The sequence below is a fragment of the Dongia sp. genome, from assembly GCF_041909655.1.
Classification (GTDB): domain Bacteria; phylum Pseudomonadota; class Alphaproteobacteria; order Dongiales; family Dongiaceae; genus Dongia.
Window position 1 is genome coordinate 519,119 of sequence record NZ_JAYRDA010000001.1, and the last position, 17,809, is coordinate 536,927.

12 protein-coding genes are annotated in these 17,809 nt (G+C 61.6%); 2 read left to right on the forward strand and 10 right to left on the reverse strand.

The features are described 5' to 3' along the window. Positions 1-16 precede the first annotated feature (16 nt). The 7 genes from ggt to ACE3PR_RS02305 form a co-directional block, all read right to left on the reverse strand. On the reverse strand, positions 17-1,798 hold the full coding sequence (ggt, locus tag ACE3PR_RS02275; RefSeq protein ID WP_374367702.1) for a gamma-glutamyltransferase: 1,782 nt from the start codon (positions 1,796-1,798) through the stop codon (positions 17-19). Positions 1,799-1,861: 63 nt separating this feature from the next. Further along, the gene (locus tag ACE3PR_RS02280) at positions 1,862-2,692 is read right to left on the reverse strand and encodes an ABC transporter permease (protein WP_374367704.1); all 831 of its coding nucleotides are present in this window, start codon (positions 2,690-2,692) and stop codon (positions 1,862-1,864) included. 7 nt (positions 2,693-2,699) lie between these two features. Continuing rightward, positions 2,700-3,938, reverse strand: a complete 1,239-nt coding sequence (locus ACE3PR_RS02285; RefSeq protein WP_374367706.1) for an ABC transporter permease — start codon at positions 3,936-3,938, stop codon at positions 2,700-2,702. Positions 3,939-4,022: 84 nt separating this feature from the next. Further along, positions 4,023-5,066, reverse strand: coding sequence for an ABC transporter substrate-binding protein (locus tag ACE3PR_RS02290; protein WP_374367708.1), 1,044 nt, complete (start codon positions 5,064-5,066; stop codon positions 4,023-4,025). Positions 5,067-5,244: 178 nt separating this feature from the next. Next, positions 5,245-6,339: an ABC transporter ATP-binding protein gene (locus ACE3PR_RS02295; protein WP_374367710.1), complete on the reverse strand. Its 1,095-nt coding sequence runs from the start codon at positions 6,337-6,339 to the stop codon at positions 5,245-5,247. A gap of 239 nt (positions 6,340-6,578) precedes the next feature. Next, positions 6,579-7,802, reverse strand: coding sequence for a 5-aminolevulinate synthase (gene hemA, locus ACE3PR_RS02300; RefSeq protein WP_374367712.1), 1,224 nt, complete (start codon positions 7,800-7,802; stop codon positions 6,579-6,581). Position 7,803: 1 nt separating this feature from the next. Next, complete coding sequence (locus ACE3PR_RS02305) at positions 7,804-9,189, reverse strand: aspartate aminotransferase family protein (protein ID WP_374367714.1); 1,386 nt, start codon at positions 9,187-9,189, stop codon at positions 7,804-7,806. A 174-nt stretch (positions 9,190-9,363) separates the two neighbouring features. On the opposite strand from ACE3PR_RS02305, the gene dapB reads away from it, so the two are divergent. After that, positions 9,364-10,179 carry a 4-hydroxy-tetrahydrodipicolinate reductase gene (gene dapB, locus ACE3PR_RS02310; RefSeq protein WP_374367715.1) on the forward strand — a complete coding sequence of 272 codons (816 nt, stop codon included), beginning with the start codon at positions 9,364-9,366 and terminating at the stop codon, positions 10,177-10,179. Here dapB and ACE3PR_RS02315 read toward each other — a convergent pair. The 3 genes from ACE3PR_RS02315 to ACE3PR_RS02325 are packed head-to-tail and all read right to left on the reverse strand — an operon-like array spanning position 10,176 to position 14,423. Beyond that, positions 10,176-10,976 (reverse strand): ferritin-like domain-containing protein, encoded by an 801-nt coding sequence (locus ACE3PR_RS02315; protein ID WP_374367716.1) that lies wholly within the window; start codon positions 10,974-10,976, stop codon positions 10,176-10,178. The genes dapB and ACE3PR_RS02315 overlap by 4 nt on opposite strands. Beyond that, the gene (bcp, locus tag ACE3PR_RS02320) at positions 10,976-11,443 is read right to left on the reverse strand and encodes a thioredoxin-dependent thiol peroxidase (RefSeq protein WP_374367718.1); all 468 of its coding nucleotides are present in this window, start codon (positions 11,441-11,443) and stop codon (positions 10,976-10,978) included. Before bcp ends, ACE3PR_RS02315 begins: the two co-directional genes overlap by 1 nt. Then, positions 11,433-14,423, reverse strand: coding sequence for a bifunctional [glutamine synthetase] adenylyltransferase/[glutamine synthetase]-adenylyl-L-tyrosine phosphorylase (locus ACE3PR_RS02325; protein WP_374367719.1), 2,991 nt, complete (start codon positions 14,421-14,423; stop codon positions 11,433-11,435). Before ACE3PR_RS02325 ends, bcp begins: the two co-directional genes overlap by 11 nt. Positions 14,424-14,558: 135 nt before the next feature. Between ACE3PR_RS02325 and ACE3PR_RS02330 the strand changes: the two genes are divergently transcribed. Next, positions 14,559-17,795, forward strand: a complete 3,237-nt coding sequence (locus ACE3PR_RS02330) for an AsmA-like C-terminal domain-containing protein (RefSeq protein WP_374367720.1) — start codon at positions 14,559-14,561, stop codon at positions 17,793-17,795. Positions 17,796-17,809: the final 14 nt, after the last annotated feature.

Below are 17,809 nucleotides of genomic sequence, written 5' to 3' on the forward strand. Positions count from 1 at the left end.
GGCCTGGAATTCGGAATCAATCGGCCAGCGCCACGCCTTCGCGGCGCGGGTCACTGGCGCCCAGCAACCGATCATCGCGCAGAAGGATGACATTAGCACCGCTTTCCAGCGGCTGCACCTTGATCACATGGCCGCGCTCGGCGAGGGCCTGGGCCAGCGCATCCAGTCCGGAATCTCTTTCGATCAAGGTCGGCCCGTTGCGGTTGAGCACATGTGGCGCGGCGATGGCCGTATATGGGTCAAGCTGCCAATCAATGAGCCCGACCAGGGCCTGGACGACATAGCCGATGATATTTGGTCCGCCCGGCGATCCGAGCGCCGCAATGAGGTCACCGCTTTCCCGGTCGAAGACAAGGGTCGGTGCCATCGACGAACGGGGTCGTTTGCCCGGCTCTACTCGATTGGCGGCGGCGCGGCCGCGGCTTGCCGGCAGGAAGGCGAAATCGGTCAGTTGATTGTTGAGCAGGAAGCCGTCCACCATCACATGGCTGCCGAATGGGCCTTCGATCGAACTCGTGAAGCTGATCGTATTGCCGGATTCATCGACCACCGACATATGGCTGGTGGATGGCATCTCCGGCAGCAGAATGCCGGGCGGCATCGCGCCGATCTGTGCTGCGTCTGCCGGGCGCCCGGGTTCGGCCTCACCCATGGCTTGCGAGGGATCGATCTCGGCGGCCCGTGCCGAAAGATAATCATCGCTCAACAGCCTCGCGACGGGAATGGTCGCAAAGGCCGGATCGGCGACGTAGCGTCCGCGATCGGCAAAGGCAAGGCGGCTTGCTTCGAGGATGAGATGCGTGGCGTCCAAACTATCTGCCGGCAAGGATGCGAGGTCGAAATGGCGCAGCATCCCGAGAATTTGCAATACGGCAAGCCCGCCCGAGGACGACGGGCCCATGCTGCAGACCCGCGCTGCGTGATAGTCGAGGCAGAGCGCCGCCCTGCGTTCGGGCCGGTAGGCCGCGAAATCCTCTTGGCTGAGATCGCCCGCACGCGGCACGGCCTGATGAACGGCGGCCACGATATTCTGCGCGAGGCGCCCACGATAGAAGGCGTCGGCGCCCTCATCGGCGATCTCGCGCAAGGTGCGGGCGAGATCGAGATTCCGCAGCTTCGCACCAGCAGCCAGGGGCGTCCCGTCGGGCTTGAAGAAATAGCCGCGGGTCGTCGGCTGTCGGGCAAGCAATTCATCATCGGCGATGGCATTCGCCAAGCGCGCCGAGATGGGGAAGCCGTCTTCGGCAAGTGCTATGGCCGGCTGGAACAGGTCGCGCCAGGGCAGGATGCCATGGTCGCGATGCGCCATCTCCAGCATCCGCAACACGCCCGGGACGCCAACCGACAGGCCACCCGGCGCTGCCTCGCCGAAGGGCAGGGGTTGGCCATCGCTGCCGAGGAACCGATCTGTCCTGGCCGCCGCCGGTGCCGTCTCACGCCCGTCATAGCTCTCGATAGCGCCCTTCGAAGCGTCGTAATGCAGCAGATAGCCGCCGCCGCCGATGCCGGAGGATTGGGGCTCGACCAGTGTCAGGACCATCTGCATGGCAATTGCCGCGTCGATGGCGCTGCCGCCACGGCGCAGAATGTCCCGGCCGGCTTCGGCGGCAAGGGGATGGGCGACGGCCACCATCTGCCGCTCGCCTATGATGACCTTGCCCGAAATCCCGGTCGAAGGTGCGGGGATAGATTCCTGCGTGGCGCAGCCAGCCAGCAGGGCCGCAGCCATGCCGGACAAGGCCAGGCAACGACCGAGGCGCCGGCGCAGACCGGCAATGTCTTGGATAATCTGGGACATGGCGCTGTCTTACCGGTCGACCGGGGGCGCTGCAAGCCCCGCCGGCGGACAGCCGGGAATGGCCTAGCCGCTGATGCCCCGGAGGCGCTCCGAGCGACGGCGCAGCAATTCCACCGTCACCAGCATCACCGCCGCCGCCACGACCAGCATGGTTGCCGCTGCGGTGATGGTCGGGCTGATCTGCTCGCGGATGCCGCTGAACATCTGCTTGGGCAGGGTCCGCTGATCGGGGCTGGCGATGAACAGCACCACCACCACCTCGTCGAAAGAGGTGATAAAGGCGAACAGGGCACCGGAGATCATGCCAGGGAGGATGAGCGGGAAGGTGATCTTGCGGAACACGGTCATCGGCGAAGCGCCGAGGCTGGCTCCGGCACGGTTGAGCGATTGGTCGAAGCCAATAAGAGTCGCCGTCACGGTGATGACGACAAACGGTGTCGCCAGGGCCGTATGCGCCAGGATGATGCCGAAATAGGTGTTGTTGAGCCCAAGATTGGCAAAGAAGAAATACATGCCGACGGCGGTGATCACGACCGGGACGATCATCGGCGAAATCAGGAACGCCATGACCCATGCGCGGTACGGAAAATTGGCGCGGGCGAGACCGAGGGCGGCGAGCGTGCCCAAGGTCATCGACAGCGCCGTCGCGGCGATGGCGATGATGAGCGAGGATTTCAGGGCGTCGAGCCAGCGCGGATCGGTGAAGAAGTCCTCGTACCACTTCATCGACAGGCCCGGCATCGGGTAGGTGAAATAGGGCTCTGAATTGAAGCTCAGCGGGATGATCGCGATGATCGGCGAGATCAGGAACAGCAGCACCATCGCACAGATGAGAACGAGGGTGATGCGCCACAGGCGCTCGAGTGGGGAGGCATAAGGTGGCAAATTCAGCATGGCGCGATTACCCGAGCTTCATTTTGTCGATGCCGACCAGACGATTGTAGACGGCATAGAGGATCAAGGTGGCGAACAGCAGAACGGCGCCCAGAGCCGACGCCTGGCCCCAATTGAGTTCGCGGTTGGTATAGAGCGCCACGAAATAGCTGATCATCTGATCGGTCGGCCCACCCACCAGCGCCGGCGTGATGTAATAGCCGAGGCAGAGAATGAAGGTCAGCAAGCAACCGGCCGCGATTCCCGGCATCGTCTGCGGAAAGTAGATCCGCCAGAAGGCGAGGAACGGACCCGCACCCAGGGACCGCGCTGCGCGGACATAATTCGGCGAGATCGTTTTCATCACGCTGTAGATCGGCAGCAGGGTGAAGGGCAACTGGATATGGGTCATCGCGACGATGGTGCCAAATCGGCTGAAGATGAGCTGCAGGCGTTCGTCAGTGAGGCCCAGCCACAATAGCAGGTCATTGACCGGACCTTCTGTCTGCAGCACCACAACCCAGGCGGTGGTGCGGACCAGCAACGAAGTCCAGAATGGCAACAGCACCAGGATCAGCAGCAGATTACTGTGCCGCGGCGGCAGTGTCGCCAGCAGATAGGCGAGCGGAAAGCCGAGCAGCAGCGTAGCTATGGTGACGGTCGTGCTGATACCAAGTGTGCGGATAAAGACGTCGACAAACAATCGCTGATCGGCCGCCACCTGGACGATCTCGTCCTTCGGGCTCCATTGCAGATCGACCGCTTTCAACAAATAGAAACTTGTCGCCCGATTGCCGGCGCGCTGGATGACCGTCCAGGTCTCGGTCTTTCCCCAGAGCGGGTCGAGTGCCAGGAACGCTTCCTTGTAGGGTCCCGCTTCCATCTTCTCGGCGGCGCGGCCTGCCTGCAGCATCTTGCTGCGGGTGCCGGGAATTTCGTAGTTGAGGCGTTTGCCGATAAGGCCGGTCGCTTTGTTTTTCTGCGTCTCGCGCAGATCCTCCGCGAAGGCGGTAAAGACCGGCTCGCCCGGCAAATCTATCCCGTTCCAGTCAGCCAGCGCCGCTACCGTCCGTGGCATGTTGTCGGCGATTTCCGGGTTTTCAACAGCGCGCGTCATCAGGATGACGATCGGCATCACGAAGACGATCAGGATGAACAAAAAGAGTGGCAGAACCAGGCCCAGTGCGCGCAGTCGCTGCATGCGCTCCGCGCGGCGCAGTCGCGATTTCAGTGAGGTTTTCTCGATGTCAAACGTGCTGACGCTCATCGCGTGTGCTGCTGCCCAAATCTGATCGGATCGGAAAAAAGAACCGGCGGGAAGCGAACTTCCCGCCGGGGTCGAACGTGAACCTTACTGCGCCAGCCAGGTATTGAAGCGGGCGCGCAGTTCTTCGCCATTGTCACCCCAGAACTGGGGGTTGAGCGGAATGGCCGCGGCGAGGTTGTCCGGATGCGTCGGCAAGGTCTTGGCCAGTTCCGGATCCACCAGGGCAACGGCGTCGATATTGGTCGGGCCGTAGGGGATTTCCGGCGCCAGCGCCGACTGGACTTCAGCCGAGGTCGCGAAGGCCAGGAATTCATAGGCCTTGTCGAGGTTCGGCGTGCCCTTCGGAATCGCCCAGAGATCGAGATCCGGCGACATCGCATCCCACACGATCTTGAACGACTTGCCTTCCTTGATCGCGTTGGCGATACGGCCGTTCCAGGCCGAGGTCATGACGACTTCGCCATCGGCCAGCAATTGCGGCGGCTGCGCGCCGGCTTCCCACCACACGACCTGGCTCTTGATGGTGTCGAGCTTGGCGAAGGCGCGATCGACACCTTCCGGGGTGCCGAGCACGTCATACACTTCGCCCGGCGCGACGCCATCGGCGATGAGGGCCCATTCGAGGTTCACGAACGGGTTCTTCTGCAGCGCGCGCTTGCCCGGGAATTTCTCCAGATCAAAGAGGTCGGTGATCTTGGTCGGGCCATCGGCCAGCTTGGCTGCGTCATAGGCAAAGACCGTGGCGTAAACGTCACTGCCGATTGCGCATTCCAGCGCCGCGCCCGGGAGGACATTCGCCTTGTCGATGATCTTGGTGTAGTCGAGCGTTTCGAGAACACCTTCGTCGCAACCTTGCAGGGCAGTCGGGGTGTCGACGCTGATCACGTCCCAGCTCACCGTCCCGCTTTCCACCATGGCGCGGATCTTGGCTACTTCGCCGTTATATTCTTCTTCCTTGATCGTGGCCTTGTCTTTGAACGGCTCGAAGATGGTCTTGCGCTGCGCTTCCTGATAGGCACCGCCCCAGGATACGACCGTCAGGCTGTCGGCGGCATAAGCCACCGTGGCAAAGGCGCCGGCGGCGACCAAAGCCGCGACCGAGCCCTTTATCATCGTATGCTTTTTCATCTGTACGTACCTTCCCTGCATGCCCAGCCGAAGTTCTGCTTTCGGTCTAAGAGCACAATGCTACCGCTCGCCTTCCCGGGATCCCGGCCGGAGCGGTGTTAAGTCCGGGCCCGGTAGCCAATTTGACAACTGCCCGATAGTGGCAAATGCCGCCATCGGTGGTCCAAACACAAACGCGTCAGAAAGCGTCGAGAGCGCGGCAATCCTCCGGCTTCCAGCCGATCCGGACCTTTTGGCCCGGCGCCAGGCTGGGGACACCTTCTGCATTGGGTACTTTGATGATGAATTCTGAGCTGCCCAGAACCGAAACGCGGCAGCGGGTATGGTCGCCGAGATAGATCAATTCCTGGACCTCGGCGTCGAACTGGTTGCTGTAGCGATCCCCCTCGGGATTGATGCGAACGCGTTCGGGGCGCAATGACAGGGTCGTGGGGCTGCCGACATTCTTGACGCGGATCGGCGTTGCCTTGACTTCGCCGAAGCTATCGATCGCGACCGCGCAGGAATTGCCGTTCATAGCCGAGACCTTGCCGGTCAAACGGTTGTTCTCGCCAATGAACTGCGCGACGAAGGAGTTTTCCGGCTGCTCGTAGAGCGCGCTCGGGCGGGCCAATTGCTGGATGACACCGTCATTGAACACGGCCACCCGGTCCGACATGGTCAAGGCTTCTGACTGGTCGTGCGTGACGTAGACGATCGTGACGCCGAGGCGCTCATGGATGTGCTTGATCTCGATTTGCATATGCTCGCGCAACTGCTTGTCGAGGGCACCCAGGGGCTCGTCCATCAGTACCAGTTTGGGGTCGAATACGAGGGCGCGGGCAAGGGCGACGCGCTGCTGCTGGCCGCCGGAAAGCTGCGCGGGCCGGCGCTTGCGCATCTTCGGCAGCTGCACCATGTCCAGCGCGCGCTCAACTTTTGCGGTGATCTCGGCTTTCGGCACTTTGCGAACCTGCAGGGGGAACGCCAGGTTCTCTTCCACCGTCATATGCGGAAACAGGGCATAGTTCTGAAACACCATGCCGATATTGCGCTTGTGCGGTGCGACATTGTTGATTTCGACCTTTTCCATCTCGATGCGGCCATGGGTCGGCACTTCGAAGCCGGCCAGCATCATCAAGGTCGTGGTCTTGCCGGAGCCGGACGGCCCCAAAAGGGTCAGGAACTCCCCGCGCTCAATCGACAGATTGAGGTTCTTAACGACGAGTGTCTCGCCGTCATAAGTCTTTTGAACATCTGAAAAAACGACAAACGGATCCGTGCTCGTTCCCATCGCCCTAAAACTCAGCCCCCGCTCAGTAACCCTGACAGGTCACCTGTATGGTCGTTTTTGTGTGCGCCATGTTGCAGCGCCAACGGCTTTTTCACCGCCATCCGCGTTTAAAGCACCTACACTTGATGAGTCAAATGTAAAACGCCGGCAATGGCATAAGCTGGGTGTATGCAGGGCATATCCCGCGGCTATGCAGAATGGTGAGGCGAACATTTTCGCGCGTATGCCGCGTTGCACCCTTAGGCGGCGATAGGTAGGTAGAGATCCTGCCAGACGCGCCGGAGGGCCATTACCAAAGCTTTTACAAGCACATCATCATGATAGGGCGTTGGCGTCAGCCGCAACCTTTCCGTGCCGCGCGGTACGGTTGGAAAGTTGATCGGTTGGACATAAATATTGTGGTGCTCAACTAATAACCTTGCCGCCGCGCGGCAGGAATCCGCATTGCCGACCATGACCGGCACGATATGGCTGACACTGGGCATGACCGGCAATCCGGCTTCGGCCAGGAGTTGTTTCAGCAGGGTCGCCTGTCGCTGATGCCTGAGGCGCAGTTCGTCCGCGGCAATCAGCCGGTTCAGACTGGCACGCGCGCCGGCGGCGATGACCGGTGGCAGGGCCGTGGTGAAAATGAAGCCTGGGGCGAAGCTCCGGACAAAATCGACGAGCAGTGCCGATCCTGCGATATACCCGCCCATCAGGCCGAAAGCCTTGCCGAGCGTACCCTGGATGACGTGCAGGCGATGCGATTGCCCGTCACGCGCGGCGACGCCGGCACCTTGCGGGCCATAGAGGCCCACGGCATGCACCTCATCGAGATAGGTGAGGGCGCCGAATTCCTCGGCCGCGTCGCAAATCTCGGCGATGGGGGCGATGTCGCCATCCATCGAATAGACACTCTCGAACGCTATCAGCTTGGGCCGGTCCGCGGGAGCCGCGGCCAGAAGTTCGCGCAGATGGCCGACATCGTTATGGCGAAAAATCTGATACTCGGTGCGGCTGTTGCGGATGCCGGCGATCATCGAGGCATGATTGTCCGCATCGGAGAAGATGATGCAGCCGGGAATCTGGCGGGCAAGGACGCTCAAGGCCGCTTCGTTGGCGACGAAGCCGGAGGTAAAGGTGAGGGCGGCTTCCTTGCCATGCCAGGCGGCGAGCTCGCGTTCGAGTTCGACCAATTCATGGCTGGTGCCCGAGATGTTGCGGGTGCCGCCAGCGCCGGTGCCAGAGCGGGCGATGACAGCCTGCATCGCGGCGATCACCGTTTCGTCCTGGCCTTGTCCCAGATAATCGTTGCTGCACCAGACGGCGACATCGCGCGGTGGGGAATCTGGGTTTGAGCGATAGAGGGCGTGCGGAAACCGGCCGGCCACGCGTTCGATATCGGCGAAGACGCGATAGCGGCCCTCGCTTTTGAGAGCATCGAGCCGGGCGGCGAACAGGGCCTGGAAGTCGGTACTCACGTCAGCAATGTCCTTCACGCTTCAGCCAGGCCGTGGTGTCGTCCAGCGCGCGGCTGAAGCGGGCGAACATGTCGCCAATTTGCGCCTCGGTCGAAATCAGCGGTGGGCAGAAGCAGATTGAATCCACCACGGGGCGAACGATCAGACCATGTTCATGAGCCAGGCGAACAAGGGTTGGCCCCACGGTAAGTTTGGGATCAAAGCTCTCATGGCTGGCCTTGTCCTTGACCAGTTCGATGGCGCCGACCAGGCCCACATGGCGGACCTCGCCCACGAGTGAATGGTCGGCGAACTTCCGCATCTCGCGTTGGAATACTGGCGCCAGTTCACGAGCCCTGTCGACGATCTTGAGGTCTTCGTAGATCTTCAGTGTTTCAAGGGCGATTGCCGCCGACAAGGGGTGTCCGGAATAGGTCAGGCCATGGGCAAAGCTGCCCAGGCGGTTCGAGTGATCGCGCAGGCCCTCATAGACGCGCTGATTGATGAGGATCCCGGCGATCGGTGCCTGAGCGGCCGACAATTGCTTGGCCGTGGTGATGATGTCCGGCTGCAGGCCGAAGGTCTGCGTGCCCCACCAATTCCCGGTGCGGCCAAAGCCGCAAATCACTTCGTCGGCGACCAGCAGGATGTCATGCTTTTTCAAGATCGGCGTGATCTTGGCCCAGTAGGTTTCCGGCGGAATGATAACACCGCCCGCACCCTGCACGGGTTCTGCGAACATCGCGGCGATCGTCTCCGGACCCTCGGCCAGAATCAGTTTTTCCAGATTTTCCGCGCAGCGCGTCGCAAAATCGGCAGCACTCTCGCCCATTTCGCCGAAGCGATAGTGATGCGGGCAATCCGTGCGCAGGATGCCGGGGATCGGCAGATCGAAATCGGCGTGAATCGCGGGAAGCCCGGTGAGCGAGCCGGCGGCGATGGTTACGCCGTGATAGGCCTTCACACGCGAGATGATCTTTTTCTTTTGCGGTCGGCCGAGCGCGTTGTTGAAATACCAGATCATCTTGATCGCGGTATCATTCGCTTCCGAACCGGAATTGCAGAAATAGGCTTTCGACATAGGTACCGGGGCAAGCCCGACGAGCTTCTCGGCGAGTTCGACCGCGGGTGCTGCAACCTTCTGGGTGAAGGTATGATAGAAGGGCAGGGTTTCCATCTGCCGCTTCGCAGCCTCGATGAGGCGCGGTTGCGGGCCAAAGCCGAGCGCGCTGCACCACAGGCCCGAGAGGCCGTCGAAATATTCCTTGCCGTCTTCGGTGTAGATGAACGGGCCGTCACCGCGCATGACGACGAAGCCCCCGTCCTGCTCGTTCTTCAAGGCGTTGGTATAGCCATGGAAGTGAAAGGCGCCATCGCGGGCGGCAAGCGAATTCGGTCTCGCTGACATGATCTCGTTCCGGACTAGAGAGTGCCGCCGCGCAGCATCTCTGGCGGCTGGCTCTATGACTCGCATGCCAATATCCTATGCGGCATGATGTAAGTCAAAGCCGGGGCAGGCCCTCTGGATGGGGCAAGCGGTCGCACCCGGTCATAAATTGGTCGTTTTAAGAAGGGGTTAGTTATGTCACTTCGTATTTGCATCGGCGGTGCCACCGGCTGGACGGGCAAGGCCTTGGTCGCCGGGGTGATCGCCGCCGCCGATCTTTCGCTCTCGGGCGCTGTCGCGCGCAAATCGGCGGGCCAGGATGCCGGCTTGCTCGCCGGCCAGGATTCCCTGGGTCTGGCGGTAGCAGCCAGCGTCGAAGCTGCGCTGAAGGCCGAGCCCACGGATGTCTATATCGACTACACACATCCTTCCGCGGTGAAGGCGAATGTGTTGAAGGCGCTGGACCTGGGCGTCCCGGCTGTGATCGGCACGTCTGGCCTCGCTGCGGCCGATTACGACGAGATCGCAAATGTGGCTGATCGGCAGGGGCTTGGCGTGGTGGCCAGTGGCAATTTCTCGATTACGGCCAGCTTGCTCACGCGCTTTTCCCTGCTCGCGGCGCAACATGTACCGGATTACGAGATCATCGATTACGCCAAGGCGACGAAACCTGACGTGCCCTCCGGCACTGCGCGGGAATTGGCCGAACGCATGGGGGCCATCCAAAAGAGCATTCCCGGTCACCCGATCGACCAGATCATCGGCCCCAGGGAGACGCGCGGCGCCGATATCGGCGGCGGCCGGGTGCATGCGGTGAGGTTGCCAAGCTACGTCCTCGCGGTCGAGACCATTTTCGGCAAGGATGGCGAGCGCCTGACCATTCGGCACGACGCCGGCACGTCGGCCGGTCCCTATGTCGCCGGTACGCTGCTGGCCGCGCGGCGCGTGGTGGCGCTCAAGGGTCTGGTGCGTGGCCTCGACAATCTGCTGTTCGGCCCGTTGCCCGCTTAGGTATCCTTGGCAAGAGGCGCATAGAATGCGGCCGAGAAGCCGGCCGCGTCGCGTGCTTCGGTGTTGAATGGCGGTTTCAGGTGGCCGCGGAAATGCCGGCGGACGAGATCCTGCCAGGTGGATTGCGGATCGAGGCCGCGCGCCGATGCGACATGGTCGAACCATCTTTTGCCGATGGCCACATGGCCGATCTCGTCGCGATAGATGATCTCCAGCGTATCGGCGCTTGCAGCATCCCCGCCGCGCCGGAGCTCTGCGATCGTGGCGGGCGAGACGTCGAGGCCGCGCGCTTCCAGCACCAGCGGCACGATCGCCAGACGGGCGAGAAGGTCGTGGGCGGTCTCGGAGGCTGCCTGCCACAATCCGTCATGGGCGGGGAGGTCTCCATAGACCATCCCCAATTCCCGCAGGCGCGCGGCCAGAAGGGAAAAGTGCAAGGCTTCTTCGTCACCCACCCGGATCCAATCCTCGAGGAAGGCGCGCGGCAAGCTGTCATCGGCGAAGCGCGCAATCATGTCCCAGGCGAGATCGATCGCGTTGAGCTCAATATGCGCCAATGCATGCAGCAGGGCGACGCGCTTCTCCTGATTGCCAGTGGCCTTGCGTCGTGGCATGTCGCCGGGACGGCACAGTACCGGTCTTTCTCCGCGCGCCGGCCGATCCGGTGGGATCGCCTTGCTCCGGAAAGCAACGCCGCCTTCCCGCCATGCCGCGGCAAGACTTCGGGCACTTGCCGCTTTGGCATCGGCATCCGCCGTCGCGAGAACGCGGATCGCTTCCGGAACCAGATCGAGCATCAATCGAGCTTCTTGATCGCCTTGGCGACTTCCTCGACATGGCCGGGCACTTTCACCTTGCGCCAGATGCCGCGCAGCACGCCCTTGCCGTCGATGAGAAACGTGGCGCGCTCGATACCCATGTATTTCTTGCCATACATGTTCTTCTCGACCCAGACCTCATAGGCCTCGGTCACCTTGCCGGTCTCGTCAGAGCCCAGGGCAAAGTTGAGATTGTGTTTCTTCTTGAACTTGTCGTGGCTTTCGACGGAATCTCGCGACACGCCGATAACGACTGCATCCAGCTTCTTGAAGGCGGGCAGGTTATCGCGGAATCCGCAGGCCTCCGCCGTGCAGCCGCTGGTATCGTCCTTGGGATAAAAGTAAAGGACGACGTTCTGGCCTTTGAGAGTGCTCAGTGAAACCTTGCCGCCGCCATCCGTCTTCATGCTGAAGGCCGGTGCCTTGTCGCCTATCTCAAGAGCCATTGCCATCTCCTCCGCTCTCCAGTGAATCAATCTCGAAGATTGTATTGAACAGGGCGAACACTTCAGCTTCCCGCTCCAGAACCAACGCCTTTAATGCGCTGAAATCCGGCTCGCTGGCACTCTGCGCCAGTTGTCGCTTGGTCGGTTCACTGAGCCTGTGATCGTCGAGGCGTTCATCGAGCACCAGGCGGATGACCTGCTGCAAACGATGCCATAATTGCGCCGTGCTGATCAGCTTGTCCCCGGCGACCAAGTCAAGCAAGCCACGGTCGCGCATCCGTCCCAGAGCCAGGACGGGATCGCCGGCAATGATCTCCGGATAGTCAACGGCATGACGCAGGATCAGGTATTGCGAAATGAAGTCGATATCGATCTGCCCGCCACGGCAATGTTTCAGATCCCAGATATCGTCGGTCCGATATTGCTGCGCCATCCGGCGGCGCATATCCAGAATGTCGGCCCGCAATTTGTACGGATCTCGTCGCTGACAGATCACGCGGGCAAGAGATGCCTGGATCTCGGCGCCGAAGGTAGGATGGCCGGCAATGAACCGGGCACGCGTCAGCGCCATATGCTCCCAGGTCCAGGCTTCTTCCAACTGATACTTCTCGAAGGGTGCCAGACCGCTCGCGATCGGCCCCGAATTGCCGCTGGGGCGCAGCCTCATGTCCACCTCGAACAGGCGACCCTCACCGGTCTGTGCGGTGATGGCGCTGATCAGCCGCTGCGCCAGGCGCGCATAATACTGGATCGGCGGCAAGGGCTTGAGGCCGCTCGATTGTGCGGTATCCCAATTCTCTACATTCGACGGTATGTCGTAGATGAAGACGAGGTCGAGATCCGAGGTCACCGTCATCTCGCGGCTGCCGAGCTTGCCAAGTGCCAGCAAGGCGAGACCGCGGCCCGGCAGCTTTCCATGTTGCTGCTCGAACTCGGCGACAACGCGGGGGAAGAGAGCCGCCAAAGCGCAATCTGCGACATCGGAAAGCAGGGGCCCCGCGGTATCGCCGTCGAGCGATCCGCGCAGCAATCTGACGCCGATCTGGAATTGCTGATCCTTGGTCCAGCGCCGCAGGATGTCGAGCGCGTCCTGGAAATCCTCGGCGAGATCCAATTGCCGCTCGAGATCGGTGGCAAGGGCCGCGGGATCGCTGCAGGCATCGTAGAGCCCGGCGGCAAGGACGCCGTCCAGCAAGGCCGGCCGCCGTGCCAGTTGCTCGGCCAGGAAGGGGGCCATGCCCATCGCTTCCGCAATGAGGTCGAGAAGGGCTGGGTTGGAATAGAGCAGAGCGAAGAATTGTACGCCCGCCGGCAATGCCCGCAGGAAATCGTCGAAGCGGCGGAACGCGGTATCGGGATCGGCCGTGTTGCTGAGGGCGGCCAGCAGACGGGGCATCAATTCGGTGAGCAACTCGCGGGCCCGGGCACTGCGTGTTGCCCGGTAGCGGCCGTGATGCCAGGCGCGAATCTGGGCGGAAACGGCGCTGCCGTCGGTAAACCCCATGCGCTCCAGCGTCAGGACCGTCTCGGGATCGTCTTCGGTCCCGGTAAAGACCAAGCTGCCGGTAACGCCGGCTTCGGCTGCGCCCAGGCTCGGCGCTTCTTCGAACAATTCGGCGTAATGGTCCTCGACCCGGCCAAGATGGAAACGAAGCGTGGCTTCGAATTCGGCCGTATCGGTATGCCCATTGAAGAGGGCAACGCGGTCCAAAGCCGGGCCGTAATCCGGCAGGGTCTGGGTCTGCTGGTCATCGATCATCTGTAACCGGTGCTCGACCTGCCGCAGATAGCGATAGGCGCGGATAAGTTCATCCGCCACGCCGCGGCTGCATTTGCCCACCTGGACCAGCCCCTCGATGGCGCCGCAGGTCGTGCGCTGCCGCAATTCCTTGGCGCGCCGGCCCCAGATCAGTTGCTGCGTCTGGGCAAAAAATTCGATCTCGCGGATACCGCCGCGACCGAGCTTGATATTGTGGCCGGCCACGGCGACATGGCGGTGCCCTTTGACCGCATAGATCTGGCGCTTGATCGAATGGATGTCCTGAATGGCGGCGAAATCCAGATGTTTGCGCCAGATGAAGGGGCGCAGACGATAGAGGAACAAGGCGCCCGCTGCCTGGTCGCCAGCAACGACGCGCGCCTTGATCATGGCGGCGCGCTCCCAGTTCTGGCCCATACCTTCATAGTACGTCTCGGCAGCCAGGGTCGAAATGACCAGGGGCGTCGAGGCAGGATCCGGCCGCAGACGCAGATCGATGCGGAAGACATAGCCTTCCGCGGTCCCGTCCTGGAGAATCCGAACCAGATTGCGGGCCAGGCGCACGAAGCATTCCTGCACCGTCTTGCGACCGGTATATTGGATCTTTTCCCGCTCAAACAGCAGGATAAGGTCTATGTCGCTGGAATAGTTGAGTTCGCGGGCGCCAAGCTTGCCCAGCCCCAGGATGATGAAGCCGCTGTCGAGTTCCGGATCGTCCGGGTTGGTCAGGGTGATTTCGCCTGTCGCCGCCAATTGGCGGAGCAAATGGCAGAGTGTGGCGGAGAGGGTCGTTTCGGCAAACCGGGTGAGTGCCGCAGTCACTTTTTCGAGCGTCCAGAGGCCGCTGACATCCCCCGTCGCGACGATCAGCGCAACCTGTCGGCGCGCTCGCCGAAGGGCACTCATCAATTCGCTTTCCGTCAGGTTTTCCAATGCCTTGGGTGTGACAGCGGTCACGACATTGTTAAAGACAGAATCGACATCCTGCGATAAAAGTTCCAGGAATGTCTTCGGCTCGGCGAGCAAGCAGCGGCCCAGAAAGGGAGAATTTCCGCACAAGGCTGCCAGAAGGGCCGCGGCAATCGGCGATGATTGCAGCAGGGCTGCTTCTTCGGGTGTCAGGATTTGCGCCAATTGTTCCAAGTGCAGATCGACTTGGCGCTGGTCGCTGGCGCGCGGCAAGCTGGCGGGATTGATGGCGGCAAGCGGTGAGATGGTCACGGGAGTGCTTCTGGCATGGGCAGGGACTAGCGAGAGAGTGATGATGCGGCGCGCTCCGGTCAAGCAAATGCATAGATGCCAGATATTGCCGATGGGCAATTCCCTTGGCCGCAACCCCCTAGGAGTCGTCGGCCGTTGATCCGTCGTACCGCAAAGATCACGCTGGAAGTCCTTGGCGCCATCCTGGCTGGCGCCGCGATTATCCTTGCATTTCTGACCTGGCGACTGACGCAAGAAGGGCCGATCCATCTGCGTTTCCTGTCCAGCTATGTCGAACAGGCGCTGCTGCACAGCGATCAACCCTATCTCATCGCGATCGATGACACTGTGCTGACCTGGGCGGGATGGGATCGGGCGCTAGACGTGCGTGCGATCAATCTGCGCGTGCGCGACCGCGACGGCCGGGAACTTGCCAATCTGCCGGAGGTCTCGTTCACTTTCAGTGCACGGGCGCTGTTGAAAGGCCTTATCGCGCCCTCAAAGATCGAGATCATTGGTCCGAAATTGACGCTTGTGCGCAATGCCGATGGGTCGATCGCCTTTGGTCCGGGCGGGATCATCTCGGCCGAGCCTGTGGCGCAAAGCGGTGATGGCAGTTTCGAGGCCCTGTTCCTGTTCGCCAATGATATGCTGGGACCGCCCGATTACAGCAAGCCGACCGGCTATCTCACCTCGGCGGCGATCCTCAATGGGTCGGTGCAGGTGATCGATCAGGTAACCGGTCTCACCTGGCAGGCAGAAGGCTTCGGTGCCGAGGCGCGGCGCGATGTAAATGGTCTCGTTGGCGACATGTTTGCGGCGCTGCCGCAATTCGGTGATCCGGCCATCCTGAGCGCCAGCCTCTCCTACCACCGCGATACGCGCGTCTTGCGGCTGGAATCGACGATCGGTGCGCTGCAGATGTCGTCGCTTGGCCTGGTTGAACCCGCTCTTTCCGAACTGTCGACGGTCGACCTTGCCGTTTCCGCGAAAGTCGCCACCTCTATTCGTATATCGGCAAATCATATCGGCGATGTCGGCGTGATCGATTTTAGTCTGGGCAGTGGCGCGGGCGCGCTCGATTTGCCGGCCTGGCTCAAGCAGCCTCTCGCGATTGAAGGGTTGCAGGCGCAAGGTCGCATCGATCGGCGCAACGATCTGATGTCGATCGATGCGGTCGACATCGATCTGGGTGGACCGCGCATCCATGCCCGTGCTCAGTGGCAGGGTGCCTTCACGGGGAAAGCGTGGGATGGCGGCACGCCCTTGCTCGCCGCCGCATTGCGCGTCACGCAATTGCCCGCGGAAAAGCTGGATCCCTACTGGCCGGAAAATGTGGCATCCGATACCCGCGCCTGGGTGGTGCCCAACATACCGGCGGGCACGGTTGAGGAAGCAAGTGCTGAAATGCTGCTGCGCTTGCCGCCCAGCGGTGAAGGCATCACCGTGCAATCGGTCGACGGCATCCTCAAGACCAGCGACCTCACCGTCCATTATCTGCGCCCGATGCCGCCGATCACCAAAGGGGTCGCAACCGCCACCTTCGACGACAAGGTTTTCCGCGCCAGCATTCAAAGCGGCGAGGTCGGCAATATCAAGGTAACTGGCGGCAATCTCGAAATCACGGGACTGGATGTTGAAGACCAGTTCATCAAGATCGGTGGCGACGTCGCGGCGCCACTCACGGATGCCCTGGCGCTTCTCGATCATCCGCGCCTCGGCTATGCGGCCAAGCTCGGCATCGATCCGACGACAGCGGGCGGGTCTGCCAAAGCCAATATTTTCTTCGACTTTCCGGCGGCGAAAAACCTGACCTTCGCGGATGTCAAGGTGAAGGTCGCTGCTGAACTTGCCGATGTAAAGATCGCCAAGATGCGCTTTGGCCAGGACGTCACTGATGGCCAGCTTGCCATCGCGCTTGATCAGAGCGGCATGAATATCAAGGGGCCTATAGTCTTTGCCGGGGCGCCACTGCAACTCGATTGGAGCCAAACCTTCACCGATGATGCGGCATTCGACGAACGCCTGCATGCGATAGGACCGGTGACCAGCGATCAATTGGCCGCCTTGGGGTTCGATTACCGCACCTGGGTCAATGGACTTTGCCAATGCGATATTGTCTACACGACCTATGCCGACGGACGCGGCAAGCTTGAGGGAAAATTTGGCCTCGATGCTGTCGTTGTCGATGTCCCCGCTGCCAAATGGCGCAAAGAGAGTGGCGTTCCAGGCAACGCGGAATTCGTGCTGGAAATGTCGGGCGATCGTCCGGTTTCGATGCCGGCCTTCTCGGTGAATGCCGGCGATTTGATCACAGGCGGGGCGGTCGTCTTCGATGCCAATGGCGACATGTCGCGCGTCACCTTGCCGAATTTACAACTCGGCCGCTCGCAACTGAGCGGTGTTGATGTGGAACTGCGGCAAGGCTGGACCTTGGCGACAGTCAGCGATGGCTATCTCGATGCAGAACCGTGGATGGAGGATGACGAGTCCCTGACGCCGGAGGAATTGGCGCAAAGCGGTCCGCAACAACAGCGACCCTTTACGCTCAAGGGCAAACTCTCCGGACTCCGGATGGGCGAAGATCAGGAACTGACCAATGCGACCATCGAGGCTGTTCACGATCCCTTTTGGTGGGACCTCGTCACGTTCCAGGCGACCTTGCCGGGTGGCGCACCCATCACCTTCGACTACCGGCCCGGCGAGCCGGGCGAGCATACGCTCAACATAGCGACCAGCGATGGCGGCGGTGCACTGCGCGTGCTGGGGCTCTATGATTCTGTTGAGGGCGGCACATTGTCGATTACGGGCAAGGTGAAAGACGATCAAGCTTGGCGCCCCTTGCGCGGACGGATCGACATGTCCTCCTTCCGGCTCGTCAACACACCGTTTATCGCGCGTTTTCTCACCGTGGCGACCCTGACCGGGGTCGTCGATGCCGTCACCGGCGAGGGCTTCCTCTTTGGCGGAGCGACCGGTCGCTTCGTGAAGACTCGCGGAGCCATCGACGTGCGGCGCTTTCGCAGCGCCGGGCCATCCATCGGCATGACGGCGCAGGGCAAGATCGACCTCGATCGCAACATGGTCAATGTCAAGGGAACCCTGGTGCCGGCCTATGCTCTCAACAGCGTGCTGGGCAATATTCCCTTGATCGGCCCGCTGATCCAGGGTGGCGAGGGAGAGGGGCTTTTTGCCGCCACCTATCAGGTGAGCGGCGATCTCGATGAGCCCAAGATCGACGTCAACGAATGGTCAGCCCTGGCGCCTGGTTTCATCCGTAACTGGTTTACTGATGACGGCACCGATCTGCCCGACGAATACTCGGACGAGCCGGCGACGCCGGCACCGGCTGTTGATAAGCCCGTCACGCCCGGCAAGCGCCAGAATGATTGAGAGGAGACGTGTCA